The following is a 19784-nucleotide window of genomic DNA, read 5'->3' as shown; positions in this document are numbered from 1 at the left end:
GGTTATTTATAATGGCTGTAAATGTAATATTTTTATACCTTTTATCTATTGGAATTCTTGAACTTTATGATCAATTTAAGGTTCAGTTGCCGGCCCGTCAAATAATTAGGAATCGCATATTGTACGTTATCTACGTCCTTAAGCCATAAATATGAAACAGTATTGTCTATATTCAGCAAATTAAATACTTCTAAATGAGCAGAAAACGAACTAAAATACTTATCCAATAGTCTTGGTTTTTTTATGCCCTTATCGTCCAGAAAATCTTTGGAAAAACCAATGTCCACTCTTTTATAGGAAGGGATATTAAAATCATCCGAATAGCGCTGTATGAGCGGCGTGCCCAAAGGCAGTCTTGATCCGTAAAGCAGGTTCAGGTGTACTTTGTAAGCCGGACTGTTCAGCAGTCTGTCCTGAAAATATACTGAAAAGTTTACCCGCTGGTCTGTAGGCCTTCTCAAATACCCTGTGGCATCCTCAATGATATGCTGATTGGCCTTCATAATGGATACCCTGAAATAGGACAACAAGTCCTTTACAAATTCACCGCCGATGCTCAGGTCTGTACCATAAGTATATCCCTCGGCTACATCGCCTGAAAGGTATTTGATCCTTACATTGTCCATCATGTAAGGTATCAGTCTGTCCTGGTATTTAAAATACAGTTCAGAGGTAAACTTTAAGCGAGTGCCCAATCCGTCAAATGCGTAATCGAGGCCCACAGAACTATTGTAAGAACGCTGCGCCTTTTGATCCAGATTCAGTACCCCGTTAAAATCCCGGATACTCCTGTAATCCGGCGCCTGCTGGTATACACCTGCAGAAAACCGGAAGATCTTGGTATTGCTGGGAGGTCTGTAGGCCAATAACAGCCTCGGACTCAACAGCAACTGTCTGCTGAGGGTATTGTAGTTTACCCTTAAGCCCAGCTGCAGGTCAGAATTTGGTGATACCCCATAGCTGTCCTGTATATAACCTGTATAATATTGTATGGCTAGCTTATTTTGGATGTTTATCAGATTGTCCTGATAAAAATTGCCCAGTCGCTCCTGCAAAATATATCCGGCAGAATCTACCAGGCTGTATTCGTTTAAATTATCATTATAATCTTTGCGCTCAAACCTCATCCCCAAAGAAAAAGTGTGACTGTTGTAATTCTGGTCCACCTTGACCTCAGAACTAAAGTGCTGCGACTCCAGGTTATTGCGTGCATAGTTCATATAGCCCCCGATACCCCTACTGGCTTTTACTGCCCCAAAATTCCTGTCTGCAAAATCATTGTTTATTTCATTAAAAATGTACCGGCCTTCAATGTCTATGCGCTCTCTTTCAAGTGTACTAAAATAACTGCTGATCCATTTGATTACCAGATTGGGCTGGGGAAAATAAGCCATCGTAATGGCACCGCCCGCTGTCTGATAATCATCTACTTCCTTTCCCTCATAGTCCGTCTGCAGCCTCAGCAAAGTGCTTGAGGTACCGAACTGAGTTTCCCTGCTTTCGGGTATCAGCTTAAAAATCCCGCTATTGAAGCTTCCTAAGAAATTGAGGCTCAACCTGGAAGAAATGGTCTGATGATAGATGACCTGTGCATCTGTAAAATTAGGCGCGTAGCTGCCCTTATTGTCCTGACGGGTCAGGATGCTCGAATTATTCTTATACCGCAATCCTGTAAGCAGGTAGCTGCTTTTGTTGAGTATTTTGGAACTGAATGACGCCCCCAGCATCCCAAAATTAAGTATAGCCTGACTGCTATCGGGCTTATCATACCTTACATCCAGTACTGAAGACAGTTTATCCCCATACCTAGACTCAAAGCCTCCAGCAGAGAATTTGGCAGAACTCAGCAAATCACTGTTTATGAAGCTCAATCCTTCCTGTTGCCCGTTTCTGATCAGCACAGGCCTGTTGATCTCTATATCGTTTACATAGATCAGGTTCTCATCAAAATTACCGCCCCGCACACTGTATTGGGAACTCAGTTCATTGTTGGTAGAAACGCCGGGCAGTGTCTTAAGGATCACTTCAAAATTACCTGAAACAGTAGGCATAGAGGCAATATCGGTGATATTAATGATCGTACTGTTGCTCAACTGGTTTTGCTTTGTCGTAATTGTGACCTGCTCGAGCTCATTGATATTACTGGTAAGGCTCACATTCTGAACAATCCTTCCCTCTTTGTCGCGCTTTATTTCCAGTAAAACGGGATTGTATCCAAGCAGGTTGTACTTAATCGTAAAGGAAGTCGTGACCGCATAGATGTTGTAAACACCATTATCATCAGAAACAGTAGAGATGTTTTGCCCCATTATAGAAATAGTCACCTTCGGAAGGGGGTTTTTAAGCTGGTCCGTAATCAGACCTGTAACTTTCACAAGAGGCTGGGCATTTACAATGGTAAACCCCAACATCATTAAAAGTAATAACAGGCGGATTTTTAGCATTTAAGCTGATTATGATTTCACTATATCCGGATCAATTTCTTTCAGTTCAGAGATCATTGCCGCAGGCGATGATGCCGCAAATACAGCATTACCGGCCACAAGCACATTCGCTCCTGCATTTACCAGATCAGCAAGGTTGCTCAGCCCCACCCCGCCATCTACTTCTATGATCAGATCAGGTTGTGTAAGTGCTGCCATTGCCCGCAGTTCTCTTACTTTATTGAGTGTATTGGGAATAAATTTCTGTCCGCCAAATCCGGGATTTACAGACATCACCAGCACCAGGTCCAGATCGGGCAGGATATCTTTTAGCAAACCCACGGGGGTATGCGGATTAAGGGCCACACCGGCCTTACAGCCTGCGGCATGGATGGCCTGAACGGTTCTGTGCAGGTGCGTACAGGCTTCGTAATGCACGGTGATCACTGCTGCTCCCGCCTCAGCAAAACGTGCAATGTACTGATCCGGGTTTATGATCATCAAATGTACATCCAAAGGTTTCTTTGCATACCTGGCTACCGCTTCCATTACCGGAAACCCAAAAGAAATATTGGGAACAAAAACACCGTCCATGATATCTACGTGAAACCAGTCAGCTTCGCTGGCATTGATCATTTCCACATCACGCTGCAGGTTGGCAAAATCAGCAGAGAGGACAGACGGCGCAATTAAATGTTTCATATATATCAGCTTGTACCGTTAAGGCGTACATTACCCGTAAAGATAACGAAATAACACATTTTAAACCAAAAAGCCCCGCAAATTGCAGGGCTTTCTATTTATTTTAAAATCATACCGGCTTCTATCATCCGGTATACTTCTTTATCCTTGTGTTGCAGGTGCAGCTTCCGGTCTTGGCGGACGAGGCAACAAAGCTTTTCTGGAAAGTTTCATTTTACCTTGTTTGTCAATATCCAACAATTTAACCTGGATCTTATCACCTTCTTTAAGTACACCGTCCATTGTTTCTAAACGTTCCCATGCAATCTCAGAGATGTGCAACAGACCGTCCTTACCTGGCATAATTTCAACAAATGCACCAAATGGCATGATTGATTTTACTTTACCGTCGTAAGTAGCACCTATGTCAGGTTTAGCAGCGATGGCATTGATACGGCCTACAGCAGCATCAATAGCTGCTTTATTATCAGCAAAGATCTCCACGATACCTTTGTTTCCAACCTCTTCGATAGAGATAGAAGCACCGGTTTCGCGTTGCATTTCCTGGATAATTTTACCGCCTGGGCCTATTACCGCACCAATAAATTCTTTATCGATACTCAAAGAAACGATACGCGGAGCGTGGTCTTTGTAATCCTCACGAGGTGCAGAGATGGTTTTCTTCATCTCATTTAAGATGTGCAGACGGGCTTCTTTGGCCTGGATAAGCGCATTTGTCAGCACTTCCCATTTCAGACCGTTGATCTTTAAATCCATCTGACAAGCTACGATGCCTTTTTCAGTACCGGTAACTTTAAAGTCCATATCTCCCAAATGATCTTCATCACCAAGGATATCTGAAAGGATTGCATATTTACCTGTTTTCTCATCAGTGATCAATCCCATCGCAATACCAGAAACTGGTGCTTTGATCTTAATACCAGCATCCATAAGCGCCAGTGTACCAGCACAAACAGTAGCCATTGATGAAGAACCGTTAGACTCTAAGATATCAGAAACGATACGGATGGTATAAGGGTTTTCTTCTAAACCTGGCAATACTTTCTTCAAAGAACGCATCGCTAAGTTACCGTGACCAATCTCACGACGACCAGCTCCCCTGTTAGGACGAACCTCGCCGGTAGAGAAACCAGGGAAATTATAGTGCAATAAGAATTTATTGTATCCATTGATGAAAGCACCATCAATCATCTGCTCATCATCTTTAGAACCTAAAGTAACAGTGGTCAATGCTTGTGTTTCACCACGGGTGAATACTGCCGAACCGTGAGCAGAAGGCAAATAACCTATTTCACTCCAGATAGGGCGTACCGTACGAGCATCACGACCGTCCAAACGAATTCCTTCGTCAAGTACCAGGTTACGAATGGCATCATACTGTACATCGTGGAAATATTTTTTAGACAGGAAGCCCGTTACATCATCCAGGCCTTCACCTAAAGTAGCGATGAAGTCCATCAATACCGCACCGAAAGCGTCACCACGCTCAGCTTTACCTGTATTGCTTTTAGCAATTGCATACACTTTATCATAAGCAAAAGCATAAACCTGCTCTTTCAGCTCAGGATTGCTATCTTCATGAGAATACGTACGTTTTACTGTCTTACCTACGAGTTCAGCCAGTTCTTTTTGAGCCTGAACCTGGATAACGATTGCTTTGTGTGCAAACTCGATCGCTTCAACCATTTCAGTTTCAGAGATCTCATCACACTCACCTTCCACCATTACGATGTCGTTTTCAGTACCAGCTACCAAAAACTCCATGTCAGCGCGTTCAAGATCACTTACATAAGGATTGATTACAAATTTACCGTCAATTCTGGCAACGCGTACTTCAGAGATTGGCCCGTTAAAAGGAATATCTGAAACCGCAATTGCTGCCGAAGCAGCCAGACCTGCCAAACAATCAGGCATTATATTTTTATCAGATGAGATCAGGGAGATCATTACCTGAGTATCAGAGTGATAATCTTCAGGAAACATTGGGCGCAATGCACGGTCTACCAATCTTGAGATCAAAACCTCATAATCAGATAACCTGGCTTCACGGCGTAAGAAACCACCAGGGATACGGCCTGCGGCAGCATATTTCTCCTGATAATCTACAGACAGGGGTAAAAAATCAACACCAGTCTTAGCACCCACTGTAGATACAACAGTTGCCAATAACATGGTATCACCCATTCTTACTACTACCGAACCATCAGCCTGTTTAGCTAATTTACCAGTTTCGATTTCAATTGTTCTTCCGTCACCCAGGTCGAACGATTTTTTTATTACATTCATTTAAAAGTTGTTGTGGCATGTTTTCCTCTTTCTACATACCGGATTTATATGTGTTTTTTTACTTTTTAATTAAAAAAGCCATCCTAAAGAATGGCTTTTCTTGATATAAGTACGCTTATTTGCTGTCTCTAGAACCAACAGCCTTGATGATATCCCTTAAACCTAAGTTTTTGATGATAGCACGATAACGCTCAATATCTTTTTTAAATAGATATGCCAAAATACCGCGGCGTTTACCTACTAATTTTTGTAGTGATAACTGAGTAGAGAAATCTTTACGATTTTTCTTTAAGTGCTCTGTTAAGTGCGCAATACGATACGTAAATAACGCTACCTGACCTTCTGCAGAACCCGTGTTAGTTTCTACTTCGCCGTGTTTTTGGAAGATTTCGGCTTTCTTTTCTTTACTTAAATACATTCTTGAATGATACTAAAGTGTAATTGATTAATTAATTGTGTGCAAAGATAACGTAAGTTTTAAAGATTAGCAATAGAATAGATGATTCAATTTTGTAGTAAGTTTGTAAGATTAATCTGTCCCTCAATGGAAAAGACACCGTACAGCGTATTTGAAAGTGAATTAAAAGTAAGGCCTGACGACATCGACATGTTCAACCATGTGCACAACAGCAAGTATTTTGATTATGTACTTGCTGCCCGTTATGACCAGATGGCAGAATTCTATAAAATGCCAATGGAGTCTTTTTTGAGCAGTGGCTTTGGCTGGGTGGTCCGCACGGCTATGGTAGATTTTAAACGCCCGCTGGTACTGGGCGATGTCATTGCGGTACGCACGGGTATACTCACCATCAATGAGAAAGGCTGCCGTGTCCAGTTTGAAATTGAAAACAAGCGCAGCGGCAAGATCGCATCCGACGGCTGGTTTGATTATGTAATGATCGACACCACTACTGGCAAAGGCTGCAAGGTCAATGAGGAAATGATCCAAGCTTATAGTATTTAATAACGTATATTTCTGCTTACTTACTGACTGCACTTTCTACAAAAGTTCAGTCCACTATTAGTCCAGCTTTTTCTCAAAATAGTTGGACTAGACTTGGACTCAACCTGGACTGAACTTGGATTCAGTAGGAACTCAGATACAAAGCGTTCCCTTCCCTATCACCGCATTTAACCTCGTAAAACGATGAAAAATATTTACCTCCAATAAGCTGATTTTTATCGAAAAAAATTATATTTGCACACTAAACAAAACCGCAGAACGATGAAAATCTTTGCAGTCCGTTTGAGGTAACCAAACACCAAGGACTCCAATTTCCCGGCTATACAAAACAGGGCAATGCTGCCCCTGAAATTAATTCATCATTATTTTTCCATTTTATGTCACAGCAACAAACAGCTTTATCAAGCAAGTTATCTCAAATATATACACTTATAAAACAATCCCTTAAAGGCGAGGAACTCGACTTTACACAAGGCAGTATCCGCAAAGCGGTAGTTTTACTGGCCATTCCTATGATGCTGGAAATGGCAATGGAATCTGTTTTTGCACTGGTAGACCTCTATTTTGTAGGTCACCTGCACAACAGCAGTCATGCCATTCAAACCGTAGGCCTTACAGAGTCTATACTTACCGTGATCTATTCACTTGCCATAGGTATGAGCATGGCCGCTACTGCTGTTGTAGCCCGTCGGATCGGTGAAAAAGACCCGGTGGCAGCGGCAAAAGCAGGCGTTCAGGCCATCCTCATTGCGGTAGCATTCAATCTCCTCATTAGCATTGCAGGATTTATATATGCTCCTGATTTGCTTTTATTCATGGGCGCATCAGCAGAAACAGCGCAGCAGGGAACTGCCTTTATGCGGATCATGATGGGCGGCAGTATCATCATCGTATTACTTTTTCTCATCAATGGGATCTTCAGAGGGGCGGGCAATGCGGCCATCGCTATGAAAAGCTTATGGATTGCAAATATTGCAAACATCATCCTCTGTCCGGTACTTATCAATGGATTTGGGCCCGTTCCTGCTTTCGGCCTGACCGGAGCGGCAATAGCCACTACTATAGGAAGAGGTACCGGAGTCTGCTACCAGGTCTATCACCTGGTAAATGGCAAGGGAGTACTGAAGGTAAAACTTGCTTATTTTACCCCGCATTGGGAACAGATCAAAGCCTTGCTGAAGATTGCCGCACCCGGTATATTTCAGTTTGTGATCGCATCATGCAGCTGGATTTTCCTTGCGCAACTGGTGGCTACTACGGGTGGTGATCACGGCTCGGCAGGTTACCAGACTGCCCTGCGGCTCATGATGTTCTTTATGCTCCCTGCCTGGGGTATGAGCAATGCCGCGGCTACATTAGTGGGCCAAAACCTGGGTGCCAAGCACCTGGACAGAGCAGAACAATCGGTCATGAAGACTGCTAAATATGTGGTCATTTATATGTTGACCGTCATGGTGATCACTTTTGCGGCAGGCCATTACTTCATTGCCTTTTTTACAAACGATGTACTGATCCAGGAAGTAGCAAAAGATGCACTCCATATCATGAGTATCGGCTACATCTTTTATGGTATAGGAATGGTATTGATCAGTACATTCAACGGTGCCGGAGATACCTGGACACCGACCTGGGTCAATTTTATTGGCTTTTGGCTGTTTCAGATCCCCCTTGCTTATTTTCTTGCCAAATATATGGGTATGGGACCGATAGGTGTTTTTATAGCCATCCCAGGTGCAGAAACGGGAATAGCCATAGCCGGCTATATTTTGTTTAAGAAAGGAAAATGGAAAACCATTAAGGTTTAACCGTTTGTTTTTCCCAAAGCGCAGGAATAAATCCCAATCCTGGTGTAAGCCAGTGAAGCAGGAACACCCGCGAGTAACGGTAGTTGATGGGCGCAAATACAAAAACACCGGCAATGATGATGGTCACGTAGACCCATAAGTTTTCGTAGGTAAGGGCTACGCCAAGTACGTATGCGGCCACACTGATGGCAATCATCTCGGCTACGTTCATTGCATAACTGATGAACATGGCCACATAAAAGAACCCTGGTTCTCTTTCAAAGCGCAGGTTACAATGGGCACAATACTCATTGGTAACCTGCCCCTTGAAGGAATAGGCACTGCCTGAAAACATAGGCCCTTTACGGCATCTCGGACATTTACATTCAATTACAGCCTGTAGTTTTGATATAGGTTTCATCTAAATAAATTTTATCATTCAATTCCCGATGAACTGAATGATACAAAGGTACCAAACCGCGCTGTCTCATTTTATGATGTAGATCATACTGATGTTTTAATGATCTTGCCCTTCAACAGTTTAAAAGAATGCTGGCCTGAGAGGTTTTTAATGATCCTGATGACGGTTTCCACGCGGAGACCGCTCATATCTGCCAGCTGCTGCCGGGTAAAATTAAGCTCCGCACCCTGTTCCAGGTCTTTCATCAGGTATTTTAACAGGGTAATCACCCTGTGCCCGGCCTGCTCATTGGCCAATTCTTCGAGCATCATGGATTTATAAAACAACCTGCTGCTTAGGTTCTGAATGAGCTGCATGTTGAAGCCTGGCACTTCTTCCAGTAATTTTAAGAATTCATCTTTTGACACTATGATGATCTCTGCAGGCTGGTCTGCAATGGTGTAGGCCAGATAAGGTTTGCTGAGCAACAAAGCCGGTTCGCCAAAATACTCATTTGCTTTAAAGATCCCCTGAATGAATTCTTTGCCTTCCTCATTGACGGTGACCATCCTCACTTTACCCGTTTTAATGAAATACACCGCCCGTGGATGAGCACCTGGGCTGTAGATCACTTCTCCTTTGCTGTAGGGTGTAATTTTGAAACCTTTTGATATCAGGTATTTTGTGATCACCCTATCGTTTCCCTGATTAATTTGGTGTAAAAATCATTGAGCTTTAAGCCCATTGCAGCTACCTGCTGGGGGATAAAACTGGTGGCCGTCTGACCGGGCACGGTATTGATCTCTATGAAATAAAATTCGCCTTCATCTTCCTTCAGGATAAAATCTATGCGTACCACCCCGCGGCAGTTCAGTTTAACATACACTGCTTCTGCTATCCGGGCTACCCTGTCCCTGGTTTCAGGCCGGATGAGTGCAGGAGTGGTTTCTGTAGCCACCCCGGGTGTATATTTTGCCTCAAAATCAAAAAATTCTTTGGCTGTTTCCACCTCTGTAACAGGCAATATTGTTATTTTGCCATCCAGCTTTACTACCCCTACTGTAAATTCTCTTCCTGATATAAATTCCTCTATCAACACCTGCGTGTCTTCTTTAAATGCCTTTGCTACAGCAGCGTCGAGGTCGTTTACATGATTGACTTTGCTCATACCAATGCTGCTTCCCCCATTGTTGGGCTTTACAAAATAAGGTGAGTTAAGCTCATTCTTTATATGGCCCAGATCATAGTGGGCGTCTTTAAAGATCTGTACCGACCGGGCTATACTAAGCTGGTCAATACCGGCCGCAATGGCCTTGGTATACCCCTTATTCATGGTGATGGCCGAAGTAAGTGCATCGCAGGTAGTATATGGCAGCTGGAGCATATCAAAATAGCCCTGTAGTTTGCCATCTTCTCCCGGTGATCCGTGAATGGCAATGTATACCCCATCAAACTTAATTTTTCTGCCTTTTATGGTCAGGGAAAAATCGTTGCGGTCTACCTCAATTTTAACAGAATCAGCAGGCTCATAAAACCAGCCCTGCTGACTGAGCATGATCTTATATACGTCAAACTTATCAGCATCCAGATTTTGGGCTATAGTAGCTGCACTTTTAACGGAAATCACCCATTCACCAGTCGTACCCCCTGTTAGTAATGCTATTGTTTTCTTCATCAGTTTCTGTTTACGGACATCACCCTGAATCATTCAGTGAGATAGATTTATTAAAGCACAAATATAAATTAGTTCATGGAGTTGTCATTTTAATTCCAATAAAATATTTTTTTAGCCTAAATTTGGACCATATACCTATTAGCATAGAAAAACTCCATGAGCAAATTCATTTCTTACCTCAAGACTAAATCTTTTAGAAATAATCTGATATCGGCAGTAGTTACGGTAGCCATTCTGTTGTTCGTCGCTTTTTATAGTTTAAGGTATTATACCAAACATGGACAGGGATTGAACGTACCCATTCTAAAAGGATTGTCTTTCACCCAGGCAGTAAGTAAACTGGAAGAAATGGGCCTGCGCTACGAGGTTGATTCTGTTTACATCATGGACACACCTCCGGGAACGGTAATAGACCAGGACCCGAATCCAAACTCTTTTGTGAAGGACAACCGGACAATTTACCTGACAGTGAGCATGAATACTGCGCCTAACGTCAAATTTCCGGATATAGAGTTTAAACCGCTTACGCAAGTGCTGGCCACTATTGAGAGTTTTGGTCTGAAACTTGGTGATACTACTTATAAGCCTGACATAAGCAGGAATGTCGTACTGGAGGCATCATTTGGCGGGCAGCCCATCAAAGCAGGATATGTGATACCAAAAGGTTCCAGAATTGACTTTGTACTGGGAGATGGTGAAGGTAATGCAGAGGTAGATATTCCGGACTTACTGGGTCTGACACAGAGTGAAGCACAGTTTGTGTTAAAAAACGGGGCCAAGCTGAATATGGGCTTAATCACCTATGAAGGCCTGATCACCGACTCTGCCAATGCTGTGATTATCAAACAGGAGCCTTTTGTTACAGATTCAATAACGAAGGTAAAAATCGGCACGCCGGTCAATATTACCTTAGCTAATAAGAAATAGTATTTTAATACAAAATATGACAAACCAGGAAAACAAGAAAGGCTTGAAAAAAGGCACCAAAGCAATCTTATTGGTCTTACTGATCATCTTAATTGCCGGAGGCGTTTATGGGCTTAAATTATATAAAGTGTATTTTGCACCCAATATCACCGGCAAGGAGAAATACTTGTATGTCCGTACAGGATACACGTTTGACGAGGTGATGAAGGAACTTAGTTACAAAGATATTCTGATAGACAAGGGTGCTTTTGTACAGGCAGCGGCCAAGATGGGACTGGCCAGCTCACTGAAACCAGGTAGGTATAAAATGGCAAAAGGGATGAACAACCGCAGCCTGATCAATATGCTGAAAGCCGGTAATCAGGAACCGGTAAAACTTAAATTCCAAAACATCCGGAAGAAAGAAAACTTCGCAACCTATCTGGCGAACAATCTGGAGCCTGACTCTTTAAAATTTATTTCCCTGCTGGATTCTACTGCCCTGCTGGAAAAATACGGCTTCAATAACGAAAACAGCTATGTGATGTTTATTCCTAATACCTACGAGATGTACTGGAATATCCCCGCAGCTGAATTTTTTGAACGGATGCAGGCTGAATATGCTAAATTCTGGAATGCGGAAAGAAAGCAAAAAGCAGCAACTTTAAACCTTAGTCCGATAGAAGTATCGATCCTGGCTTCCATAGTAGATGCAGAGGCCCTTTATGATAAAGAGATGCCAATTATAGCAGGGCTGTATCTGAACCGCCTGAATAAAGGGATATTGCTACAGGCAGATCCTACGGTCATCTACGCAAATAATGATTTTACTGTAAAAAGGGTAACCAATGCATTGCTAAGTGTACAATCCAGGTACAATACTTATAAATATGCGGGCTTGCCTCCGGGGCCGATCATGATGCCAAGCATCAATGCGGTTGATGCCGTATTGAACCGCGACGATAACAATTACATTTACATGTGTGCCAAAGAGGATTTCTCTGGCTATCACAATTTTGCAGTTACCGTTCAGGAGCATGACAGGAATGCAAAGAAATACAGGGAGGCCCTGAACAAGCGTAATATTTTTAAATAGAACATGTATACACACAGTACGAAAATAAGGGTAAGGTATGGTGAAACAGACCAGATGGGGTATGCTTATTATGGCAATTACGCACAGTATTACGAGGTAGGCCGTGTAGAGATGCTGAGAAGTTTAGGCATGGATTATGCGGGTATGGAACGTGATGGGGTAATGCTTCCTGTATTGGCGCTGAACTGTAAGTTTATAAAACCGGCCTTGTATGATCAGGAGATCACTATTAAAACTACAGTAAGCGAACTACCTGGCATTAGGATCCATTTTAAATATGAACTGTTCAATGAAAATCAGGAACTGATAAATATTGGTGATACTACGCTGGTTTTCGTAGACATGGCAAAGAATAAACCCTGCCAACCGCCGGAAGATTTTATGCAAAGGCTAAAGGCCTGGTTTAAATAAATTTGATAAATGGATTGGATACATAAGCAGCTACTGAAAATCAGGCTATATGCAATGTTTATAGACTGGACAAAGGTCTGTATCCTGCCCGGCTTTAGTCCGCTGCCCATATACACGGTTGCCTCATTCTTTTTAAAAGAAATTGGCAAAGATTCCCTGGTAAACAAGGCCTCTTCCCTGGCGTATAATTTTATGCTGGCTATATTTCCAGGTATCATTTTCCTGTTTACCCTGATTCCCTTTATTCCAAAAGGAGAAGGACTTGACTTCCAGCTCCAGCTAATGGATTCAATAAAACTGATCCTCCCACAGGAGGCATTCATCGCTTTTAAGGACACCCTTGAAGAGATAGTACTGCAACAAAACGGAGGTTTGCTGTCATTTGGTTTTATACTTGCCTTGTTTTTCTCTACGAATGGGGTCCATAACCTAATGATGGCATTTAATAAGTCTTCACTCATCATTGAAACCCGTTCCTGGCTTAAACAGCGGTTGATCGCTGTAATACTCACTGTAATTATTGCACTATCCGTGATAGTCTGCATCATCGCCATGACCCTGGGAGAGTTTGCACTTAAGTACATCGATACGGAATTAAATATCCGGGACGGGATTACCCACCTGGTAATACAGCTTACCCGCTGGGCATTGCTGGGCGTACTGTATTTTGTGACCATTTCTATTCTTTACAGGTATGGGCCTGCGCATGCCAAGAAGTGGAAGTTTTTTAGCGCAGGCTCCTGGCTAGCTACCATTCTTGCTTTTTTCACCATCTGGGGCTTTTCTTTTTATATCAACAATTTTAGTTCTTATAATAAGGTCTATGGCTCTATCAGCGTGCTGATCGTGTTAATGATCTGGCTTTACCTCAATTCGCTGATCCTGCTGGTAGGATTTGAACTGAACGCAAGTGTAGATGTATCAAAAAGAAGTGTGAAGATCATCAAGCCCAACTTCAATTTGTTCAAAAAAAGCAGTCCTGTAGAGGGAAACCTGCATAAGAAATAATTTTTTCTTACTCAGTTTTAAGCTTTTATCAATTTTTCATTAAATAATTCACCTCATAATTTGCAGATTCAAGTGGTATTTGTACTTTTGCGCCGGAGAGTTGGCAGAGTGGTCGATTGCGGCAGTCTTGAAAACTGTTGATGTGTAACAGCATCCGCGGGTTCGAATCCCCCACTCTCCGCGGATAGCGATATCAAAATGTATAAAAACCCTGTTAATGTATCATTAGCAGGGTTTTTTGTTTTTTACAAGCACCAAAATATGCATAAAAAAGGGCCGTTCTAACGCGTCTTTCAGTGCGTCTGGTGAAAACGGCAAAAAGACGCGCTGAAACAATGTAAATATCTGTAATACAACTAGTTCAATAACTGAACATCTTGTTGAAATCTGACAATTATTTTAATTTTAAACCGATTTTCAGTGAATCATTATGGACAGTAATTTAAAAACACTTTTCTACCTTAAGAACCAAAGAACCACAAAACAGGGCCAATGTACATTTACATGCGTATAACGGTGGATTTTCAGCCCACAGAATTGTCAACTGGCTGCAGCTGCCTGCCCAAACATTGGGACATCAAAACCGAAAGAGTCAAAGAAAATGATGCGGAGCATAAAAAAATTAACGATCAGCTCAACAAGCTGGAAAATAAAATAAAGGACACCTACCGCTATCTTCGCGAAATGGAACCAGATGTTTCAGTCAGCTCCGTAGAACTCAGAGACAGGCTTAAAGGAAAGGTCAGCAAAGGCAAGACCCTATTAGAGGTTTTCCAGGAACACAATGATAAGGTAAAGGCGCTGGTTGGCCGTGAGTTTGCACCGGGCACATTAGAACGCTACGAAACCTGCCTTAAACATACAGCAGAATTCATAAGTTCAAAATACAAATGCCGCGACATACCATTGAGCCGCGTCAACCACGTATTTATTTCTGAATACGATTTTTACCTGAGAACAGTGCGCAACTGCAACAACAACACAACGGTCAAGTACATTAAAAACTTCAAAAAAATCATTCTGATCTGCCTGGCAAGCGGCTATATAACTACCAACCCTTTTCTTAGCTATAAATCGAAATTAAAGCCCGTGAACCGAACCGCACTGACAAACGCAGAGTTGCGCGCTTTAACGAGTAAGCAATTTAAGATAGACCGACTCAATCTAGTCAGGGATATATTTGTATTCTGCTGCTACACTGGACTCGCCTACGTTGACGTAAAGGGCCTCAAACGAAATAATATCGTTACCGGGATAGATGGCGACCCCTGGATTCAATCGTTCCGGCAAAAGACGGGAACACCAGTGAATGTGCCAATATTGGACTATGCGCTAAAACTGATCGAAAAATATGAGAACCATCCAAGATGTGAATCGTATGTTTTCCCCGTATTGTCCAACCAAAAAATGAATGCCTACCTAAAGGAAATCTCAGACCTTTGTGAGATCACTAAGGAGTTAACCTTCCACATCGCCAGGCATACCTTTGCCACGACTATTACGCTTTCCAATAACGTTCCAATAGATACCGTCTCTAAAATGTTAGGACACACCAGCATCAGGACAACTCAGCTCTATGCAAAAACGATGGAGAAGAAAATTAGTGGGGACATGGCGCTTTTAAAAATCAAACTTGAACAGGAGGTGGTATCATCTTAAGGCACAGTTAATCGTGAATTTGAAATGGATAACACCACCTTTTACAACAAATCATGTTAAATGACTAGGGACTAGCTACGATACTTCAAACAACCTCAACATCTAACAAACTCGAAATATGTAGTGCTGTAATGCAGATTAATCTTTTTTCAAGAAACCAGCGGGCTTTTCACCTTTTTTCTTCTTTATGGCTGCATAAAAAGTCGTGCGTGAATTAAAGCCTGCCCTGATCGAGACGGCCTCCATCTCACCACGTCCATATTTCCCTGATTTCAGTAACCTGATTGCTTCTTCGGCTCGCAAACCGTTAATGTAAGCGTAAAAATTCATTCCAAAGCCTTGATTTAAGACCAGGGAAAGTTCATGGGTATTAATACCGACTTTATCGGCTAAGGTATGCAGGTTCAGTGCAGGGTCTAAATAAGGTTTATGCTGATCAGTGAGTAACGTCACTCTATCTTTCAGTATGGCTATCTGATTCGGAGTAAGTCTTCGTGCAGAGGTGGATTCATTCGGCACATCGCCAGGCCAGTCTTCAACTTCAGATAGCTTACCCGGGTAAACATCGCGCTGTCTAAATGCCGCCGAAACAAAATACAAGCTCAGACCTAAACACAATAATTGCAGTAGGCCGTCCACAATAGGTAACTGTCTGAACGCGAGCCATACCCCGGCTATCACTAATGGTGCGTAAACAAAGTTACGCAGCCAGGTCAGATCAGAAGCTCTGTCGGCCAATACTTGGCGGATATGGCTTTGATGTTTCATCAATATTCGGAGATTTAATACCCCATAAACCAGCCCTTGCGCAAAAAAGAAATAGCGTGCAATGACCCCTGTCCAATTTGGCAACTGTACCTTATCACCTAACGTCAAAAAAATGATAAAAATAACAGCCGGCAAAAAGTGGATCAACAATAGCCGTGGCCGCCGCAGCGGATGGACAAATGTAAAAACGGCCACATATAAACAGGGGAATATGGCCCAACGCGGCCATTCGGTTATTTGGATTAGCAGAGGTTGGGGATGGCCGGCACCCTCCAAAAACAATTCCATTAACAGTAAACTCAGCAGGAAAAAGAAAGCCCCTAACCATTTATTCGCCTTGTGATTTGCCTGCACGACACCTGTCAGCAATAAAAAGGCGGCAAGAAATAAGCTCCCAGCACTTAGCGCCAAAAATAATAATGCGAAAGATTGATGCATAACGGTAGTGACGTTTATTTCGCAAATATACGTCGCGATACAACAGGAAGATACGCCTGGATACAGCCGAACAAACTTTTATTCGCTAGGCTTTACTTTGCAGAAAAAAAAACATACATGAAACTTTATCAAAAACTATTGTTGAGCATGCTGTCCGCATTTGTGATTAGCATGGTGTTTCGGCGAGTAGGTTCTAAATACCTCAGCGCCATTATCCCGATTGACCTTATTTATCTGGTGGCTTACCTGCCCCTGCTTATAGCGGTTGCCATCGTTTTAACCTGGCACTCCCGCGAACGGAGAGGCCTAACCTCCGCACACAAAATGTGGATCAGAGAGGTAACCGCATTTTTCCTTGCTTTGGACCTTGCTATGTTCGGTATTCAAAAATTACAGAAACTACAGATGATCATACCGCTGGGAAAATTAGACGAACCGTTCTCTTCATTTTCGGGCTATGATCTGGTTTGGGGTTTTTTCCATTTCTCATATGGCTTTACTGCGGTAATCGCTTTATTACAGATAGCCGCCGCCGTATTGATATTGTTTAACAGTACCCGGTTAATAGGTAACCTTGTTGCTTTACCCATGCTGGTATTCATAACTTTAATGGATGTTTTTTATGCGATGCCTGCAGGTGTGTTAGCCCAGGGGATCGTTTTGCTGATCGCAGTAAGTTATTTTATTTGTGCACATGGATCGCATCTTTTATCTCAATTAGTTATCCGAACGAAACATAACAATAGTCCGGGAAAATGGCTTTTGCCCGTCTTGTTTATCCTAGTTCCGACATTGTGTATTAAAACCTATGAACATCCAGACAAACACCCTAAGCTTACAGGCAAGTACCGTGTAGAAAATTTGAAAATAAATGGCATTGGCTATCAAGCGAAAACTTCTACTGACAGCATACTGACCCATGTATATTTTGATCTGGGCGACGAAGTCGCTTTCAGTTGGAACGACCATCGAAGAATACGCATAGGTTATTTCAAAATAGATGACCATGATAAGATCGATATGAAATGGCGGTACCCTGATACCAGCGCAGGACATTTTAAAGGAGGACTAAAATACAGAGACACACAACTAAACCTTGATGGAGAAATGGAGGGAAAGCGCTATCAGATGATCTTGACAAAAGAGTAAGTGGTAAAGCTACGATGAAACGGAGTTCGGTGAACACCATTTATCTTGAAAAGCCAACAATTTTGCTGGCTTTTCATTTCTTTCCATCTTTTGCATGAGCCGATATGAACGAATACGAACCGATGATGACCCGATAGTCAATGGGTTTTATATAATTTATCCGCGATGAAATTTCGAAGTCCCACATCTCATTAAAAATTATTCAAATAAAAATTTGGACAACCATTCGGTTGTTTTTATATTTGTCAACCATATGGTTGTATTATGATCGAAAGAAGAGACGTTTTCCAGGCTATTGCCGATCCAACGAGGCGAATGATAATTAATAAATTGGCTAATGGCCCTTTAAACATAACTCAAGTTGGTGAGGATTTTGGGATAAGCAAACAAGCAATTGCCAAGCATATTAAAATACTTAGTGAGTGCGGAGTGATCACAGTTAGGCAACAAGGGCGGGAACAAATTTGTGAAGCAGAACTCGCAAAATTAGACGAAGTGGTCGATTGGGTAGCAGCTTCCAGAAAATTATGGAATCAGCGATTTGAAAAATTAGATAAATTCCTTCATCAAATAAAAAAATAAACATGAAAACTGATAAAAAAGAGCTCCTAATCAGTCATCTATTTGACGCCTCCACGGAAATAGTATTCAAAGCCTGGACTGATCCAGAATTACTAAGGCACTGGTACGCGCCCGATGGCTGTACTATTGAATTTAAGTCCATTGAAATTATCCCGGGTGGCCATTTCCACTCTTGTATTCATGATCCTGTGCACGGAGAATGCTGGGTTAAGGGCAGCTATCTTGAGATAGTTCCGAATCTAAAACTAGTCTTTACAATGGTTATGTCCGACAAAGATGGCAATTCAGTAAGTTCAGTTGCAGCTGGGAAAACGCAGGAATGGCCCGAGGAGCAGATCACAACTGTGTCTTTTGAGCCAATTGGCACACAAACCAAAGTAACCATTCATCAGACGGTTTGTGAAGAAGAGGCTAAAAAAACTGGTGCATATCAAAGCTGGATCAAAATGCTGAATAAATTACACTTTCTGCTAACTGCGGATTTCAACTCTAATAGATAAAGAAATGAAACGAGCCATTATTTACGCTGTCCTTGCAGGAACTATAAGTTTATCTTGTAATAACAACGGGGAAATGAAAAATCAACATAAATCAGAAATGGAAACGAAAAAGTCAAATCTACCTGTAACTAAGGGCTACTCCAAAGTGAATGGTCTTGAGATGTACTATGAGGTTTACGGGAATGGCAAGCCACTCGTTCTAATTCACGGGGGTGGCTCAACAATCCAATCGAATTTCGGTAAGATGTTACCGATGCTTGCAAGAAACAGAAAGGTGATTGTCATGGAGTTGCAAGCACACGGCCGAACAGAGGATCGCGAAAAAGAATCTTCTTTTGAACAGGATGCTGACGACGTTGCATTACTCTTGAATAATCTTAAAATAGAAAAAGCTGACGTTCTGGGATTTAGTAACGGAGCAACTACAACAATACAACTTGCACTGCGTCATCCTAACATCATAGACAAAATGATACTGGGTTCTGCCCTGTACAAAAGAAACGGAGTTCCGGAGCAATTTTGGGATTTTATGTCTCAGGCTAATGTGTCTAGTATGCCTCAAGAATTAAAAGACGCATATATGTCTGTCAATCCTGATTCGGTTGGTCTTAAAACTATGCATGATCGAGACGCAAAGAGGATGGTAAAGTTTAAGGACATTCCTGATCAACAGATTCAATCCATTAAGATACCGACGCTCATTATCATAGGCGATAAGGATGTAATCAAACCTGAACATGCGTTAGAACTGCACAGGAAAATTGACGGTTCCAAATTATTGATCGTTCCAGGGCTACATGGTGAGTACCTTGGAGAAATTACTACATTAAAATCTGGGAACATTGAGTACGCCAAGGTACTTCCTCTTTTAAAAAGCTTTTTAAACAAATAAAAATGAGCGTTCATCTTCAGCCTCTAGGTTGATGGTACCAGGGATAAAACCCCATTCTGCTTGCTGAATCTCAAAATCCCGCCGGTCATCGGTCGGCACGATGATCGCAATCAGGGCATAGTTAAAGCCATTGTGCACCCC

At 42.2% G+C, this 19784-nt stretch carries 20 protein-coding genes and 1 tRNA gene; 12 read left to right on the top strand and 9 right to left on the bottom strand.

Annotated elements, in window-relative coordinates; translation table 11 throughout:
* Positions 1–41: 41 nt before the first annotated feature.
* From EZ437_RS11820 to rpsO, 4 genes are all read right to left on the bottom strand, one after another.
* Positions 42–2444, bottom strand: a complete 2403-nt coding sequence (locus EZ437_RS11820; protein WP_131596225.1) for a TonB-dependent receptor — start codon at positions 2442–2444, stop codon at positions 42–44.
* Positions 2445–2453: 9 nt separating this feature from the next.
* On the bottom strand, positions 2454–3125 hold the full coding sequence (gene rpe, locus EZ437_RS11815; RefSeq protein WP_131596224.1) for a ribulose-phosphate 3-epimerase: 672 nt from the start codon (positions 3123–3125) through the stop codon (positions 2454–2456).
* Between the two features lie 141 nt (positions 3126–3266).
* Entirely contained in the window at positions 3267–5411 is a 2145-nt protein-coding gene (gene pnp, locus EZ437_RS11810; protein ID WP_131596223.1) for a polyribonucleotide nucleotidyltransferase, read from the bottom strand.
* Between the two features lie 115 nt (positions 5412–5526).
* The gene (gene rpsO, locus EZ437_RS11805; protein WP_131596222.1) at positions 5527–5829 is read right to left on the bottom strand and encodes a 30S ribosomal protein S15; all 303 of its coding nucleotides are present in this window, start codon (positions 5827–5829) and stop codon (positions 5527–5529) included.
* A 126-nt stretch (positions 5830–5955) separates the two neighbouring features.
* Here rpsO and EZ437_RS11800 point away from each other — a divergent pair, with 126 nt between their 5' ends.
* Together EZ437_RS11800 and EZ437_RS11795 are read left to right on the top strand one after the other, a co-directional pair.
* Complete coding sequence (locus EZ437_RS11800; protein ID WP_131596221.1) at positions 5956–6375, top strand: acyl-CoA thioesterase; 420 nt, start codon at positions 5956–5958, stop codon at positions 6373–6375.
* Positions 6376–6752: 377 nt separating this feature from the next.
* A complete protein-coding gene (locus tag EZ437_RS11795) occupies positions 6753–8180 on the top strand; it encodes an MATE family efflux transporter (RefSeq protein ID WP_131596220.1) in 1428 nt (475 codons plus the stop codon).
* Here EZ437_RS11795 and EZ437_RS11790 read toward each other — a convergent pair.
* From EZ437_RS11790 to EZ437_RS11780, 3 genes are all read right to left on the bottom strand, one after another.
* Entirely contained in the window at positions 8170–8580 is a 411-nt protein-coding gene (locus EZ437_RS11790; RefSeq protein ID WP_131596219.1) for a DUF983 domain-containing protein, read from the bottom strand. The two genes, EZ437_RS11795 and EZ437_RS11790, sit on opposite strands and share 11 nt — an antisense overlap.
* Positions 8581–8663: 83 nt before the next feature.
* Positions 8664–9251 carry a Crp/Fnr family transcriptional regulator gene (locus EZ437_RS11785; protein WP_131596218.1) on the bottom strand — a complete coding sequence of 196 codons (588 nt, stop codon included), beginning with the start codon at positions 9249–9251 and terminating at the stop codon, positions 8664–8666.
* Complete coding sequence (locus EZ437_RS11780; RefSeq protein WP_131596217.1) at positions 9248–10234, bottom strand: D-alanine--D-alanine ligase; 987 nt, start codon at positions 10232–10234, stop codon at positions 9248–9250. Before EZ437_RS11780 ends, EZ437_RS11785 begins: the two co-directional genes overlap by 4 nt.
* Before the next feature lie 156 nt (positions 10235–10390).
* Between EZ437_RS11780 and EZ437_RS11775 the strand changes: the two genes are divergently transcribed.
* From EZ437_RS11775 to EZ437_RS11750, 6 genes are all read left to right on the top strand, one after another.
* The gene (locus EZ437_RS11775) at positions 10391–11161 is read left to right on the top strand and encodes a PASTA domain-containing protein (protein WP_131596216.1); all 771 of its coding nucleotides are present in this window, start codon (positions 10391–10393) and stop codon (positions 11159–11161) included.
* Positions 11162–11177: 16 nt separating this feature from the next.
* Positions 11178–12236, top strand: coding sequence for an endolytic transglycosylase MltG (mltG, locus tag EZ437_RS11770; RefSeq protein WP_131596215.1), 1059 nt, complete (start codon positions 11178–11180; stop codon positions 12234–12236).
* Between the two features lie 3 nt (positions 12237–12239).
* Complete coding sequence (locus tag EZ437_RS11765) at positions 12240–12647, top strand: acyl-CoA thioesterase (RefSeq protein WP_131596213.1); 408 nt, start codon at positions 12240–12242, stop codon at positions 12645–12647.
* A 9-nt stretch (positions 12648–12656) separates the two neighbouring features.
* Positions 12657–13655 (top strand): YihY/virulence factor BrkB family protein, encoded by a 999-nt coding sequence (locus EZ437_RS11760; RefSeq protein WP_131596211.1) that lies wholly within the window; start codon positions 12657–12659, stop codon positions 13653–13655.
* A gap of 94 nt (positions 13656–13749) precedes the next feature.
* A tRNA-Ser gene (locus EZ437_RS11755) sits at positions 13750–13836 on the top strand.
* A 323-nt stretch (positions 13837–14159) separates the two neighbouring features.
* Entirely contained in the window at positions 14160–15314 is a 1155-nt protein-coding gene (locus EZ437_RS11750; protein ID WP_262708918.1) for a site-specific integrase, read from the top strand.
* A gap of 138 nt (positions 15315–15452) precedes the next feature.
* Here EZ437_RS11750 and EZ437_RS11745 read toward each other — a convergent pair whose 3' ends face one another.
* Positions 15453–16520 carry an AraC family transcriptional regulator gene (locus tag EZ437_RS11745; RefSeq protein WP_131596209.1) on the bottom strand — a complete coding sequence of 356 codons (1068 nt, stop codon included), beginning with the start codon at positions 16518–16520 and terminating at the stop codon, positions 15453–15455.
* Between the two features lie 117 nt (positions 16521–16637).
* Here EZ437_RS11745 and EZ437_RS11740 point away from each other — a divergent pair, with 117 nt between their 5' ends.
* The 4 genes from EZ437_RS11740 (at position 16638) to EZ437_RS11725 (ending at position 19643) form a co-directional block, all read left to right on the top strand.
* Positions 16638–17669, top strand: a complete 1032-nt coding sequence (locus tag EZ437_RS11740) for a hypothetical protein (RefSeq protein WP_131596207.1) — start codon at positions 16638–16640, stop codon at positions 17667–17669.
* A gap of 264 nt (positions 17670–17933) precedes the next feature.
* Complete coding sequence (locus EZ437_RS11735; RefSeq protein WP_131596205.1) at positions 17934–18251, top strand: ArsR/SmtB family transcription factor; 318 nt, start codon at positions 17934–17936, stop codon at positions 18249–18251.
* Positions 18252–18253: 2 nt separating this feature from the next.
* The gene (locus tag EZ437_RS11730) at positions 18254–18751 is read left to right on the top strand and encodes an SRPBCC family protein (RefSeq protein ID WP_131596203.1); all 498 of its coding nucleotides are present in this window, start codon (positions 18254–18256) and stop codon (positions 18749–18751) included.
* Positions 18752–18755: 4 nt separating this feature from the next.
* Positions 18756–19643, top strand: coding sequence for an alpha/beta fold hydrolase (locus EZ437_RS11725; protein ID WP_131596201.1), 888 nt, complete (start codon positions 18756–18758; stop codon positions 19641–19643).
* Here EZ437_RS11725 and EZ437_RS21590 read toward each other — a convergent pair.
* Entirely contained in the window at positions 19632–19781 is a 150-nt protein-coding gene (locus tag EZ437_RS21590) for a hypothetical protein (protein ID WP_165500396.1), read from the bottom strand. The two genes, EZ437_RS11725 and EZ437_RS21590, sit on opposite strands and share 12 nt — an antisense overlap.
* Between the last annotated feature and the right edge of the window lie 3 nt (positions 19782–19784).

The sequence above is a fragment of the Pedobacter psychroterrae genome (assembly GCF_004331695.1).
GTDB classification, from domain to species: Bacteria; Bacteroidota; Bacteroidia; order Sphingobacteriales; family Sphingobacteriaceae; genus Pedobacter; species Pedobacter psychroterrae.
The sequence above is the reverse complement of the archived record's forward strand: the minus strand, read 5'-3'. Positions and strand labels throughout refer to the sequence as shown.

Excerpts from the sequence above, each read along its gene's own strand:
- pnp (WP_131596223.1), bottom strand. The coding sequence starts at position 5,411 with ATGAATGTAATAAAAAAATCGTTCGACCTGGGTGACGGAAGAACAATT.
- EZ437_RS11735 (WP_131596205.1), top strand. The coding sequence starts at position 17,934 with ATGATCGAAAGAAGAGACGTTTTCCAGGCTATTGCCGATCCAACGAGG.
- EZ437_RS11820 (WP_131596225.1), bottom strand. The coding sequence starts at position 2,444 with ATGCTAAAAATCCGCCTGTTATTACTTTTAATGATGTTGGGGTTTACC.
- EZ437_RS11800 (WP_131596221.1), top strand. The coding sequence starts at position 5,956 with ATGGAAAAGACACCGTACAGCGTATTTGAAAGTGAATTAAAAGTAAGG.
- mltG (WP_131596215.1), top strand. The coding sequence starts at position 11,178 with ATGACAAACCAGGAAAACAAGAAAGGCTTGAAAAAAGGCACCAAAGCA.
- rpsO (WP_131596222.1), bottom strand. The coding sequence starts at position 5,829 with ATGTATTTAAGTAAAGAAAAGAAAGCCGAAATCTTCCAAAAACACGGC.
- EZ437_RS11780 (WP_131596217.1), bottom strand. The coding sequence starts at position 10,234 with ATGAAGAAAACAATAGCATTACTAACAGGGGGTACGACTGGTGAATGG.
- EZ437_RS11765 (WP_131596213.1), top strand. The coding sequence starts at position 12,240 with ATGTATACACACAGTACGAAAATAAGGGTAAGGTATGGTGAAACAGAC.
- EZ437_RS11760 (WP_131596211.1), top strand. The coding sequence starts at position 12,657 with ATGGATTGGATACATAAGCAGCTACTGAAAATCAGGCTATATGCAATG.
- EZ437_RS11730 (WP_131596203.1), top strand. The coding sequence starts at position 18,254 with ATGAAAACTGATAAAAAAGAGCTCCTAATCAGTCATCTATTTGACGCC.
- EZ437_RS11795 (WP_131596220.1), top strand. The coding sequence starts at position 6,753 with ATGTCACAGCAACAAACAGCTTTATCAAGCAAGTTATCTCAAATATAT.
- EZ437_RS11775 (WP_131596216.1), top strand. The coding sequence starts at position 10,391 with ATGAGCAAATTCATTTCTTACCTCAAGACTAAATCTTTTAGAAATAAT.
- EZ437_RS11750 (WP_262708918.1), top strand. The coding sequence starts at position 14,160 with ATGCGTATAACGGTGGATTTTCAGCCCACAGAATTGTCAACTGGCTGC.
- EZ437_RS11740 (WP_131596207.1), top strand. The coding sequence starts at position 16,638 with ATGAAACTTTATCAAAAACTATTGTTGAGCATGCTGTCCGCATTTGTG.
- EZ437_RS11745 (WP_131596209.1), bottom strand. The coding sequence starts at position 16,520 with ATGCATCAATCTTTCGCATTATTATTTTTGGCGCTAAGTGCTGGGAGC.
- EZ437_RS11725 (WP_131596201.1), top strand. The coding sequence starts at position 18,756 with ATGAAACGAGCCATTATTTACGCTGTCCTTGCAGGAACTATAAGTTTA.
- rpe (WP_131596224.1), bottom strand. The coding sequence starts at position 3,125 with ATGAAACATTTAATTGCGCCGTCTGTCCTCTCTGCTGATTTTGCCAAC.
- EZ437_RS11790 (WP_131596219.1), bottom strand. The coding sequence starts at position 8,580 with ATGAAACCTATATCAAAACTACAGGCTGTAATTGAATGTAAATGTCCG.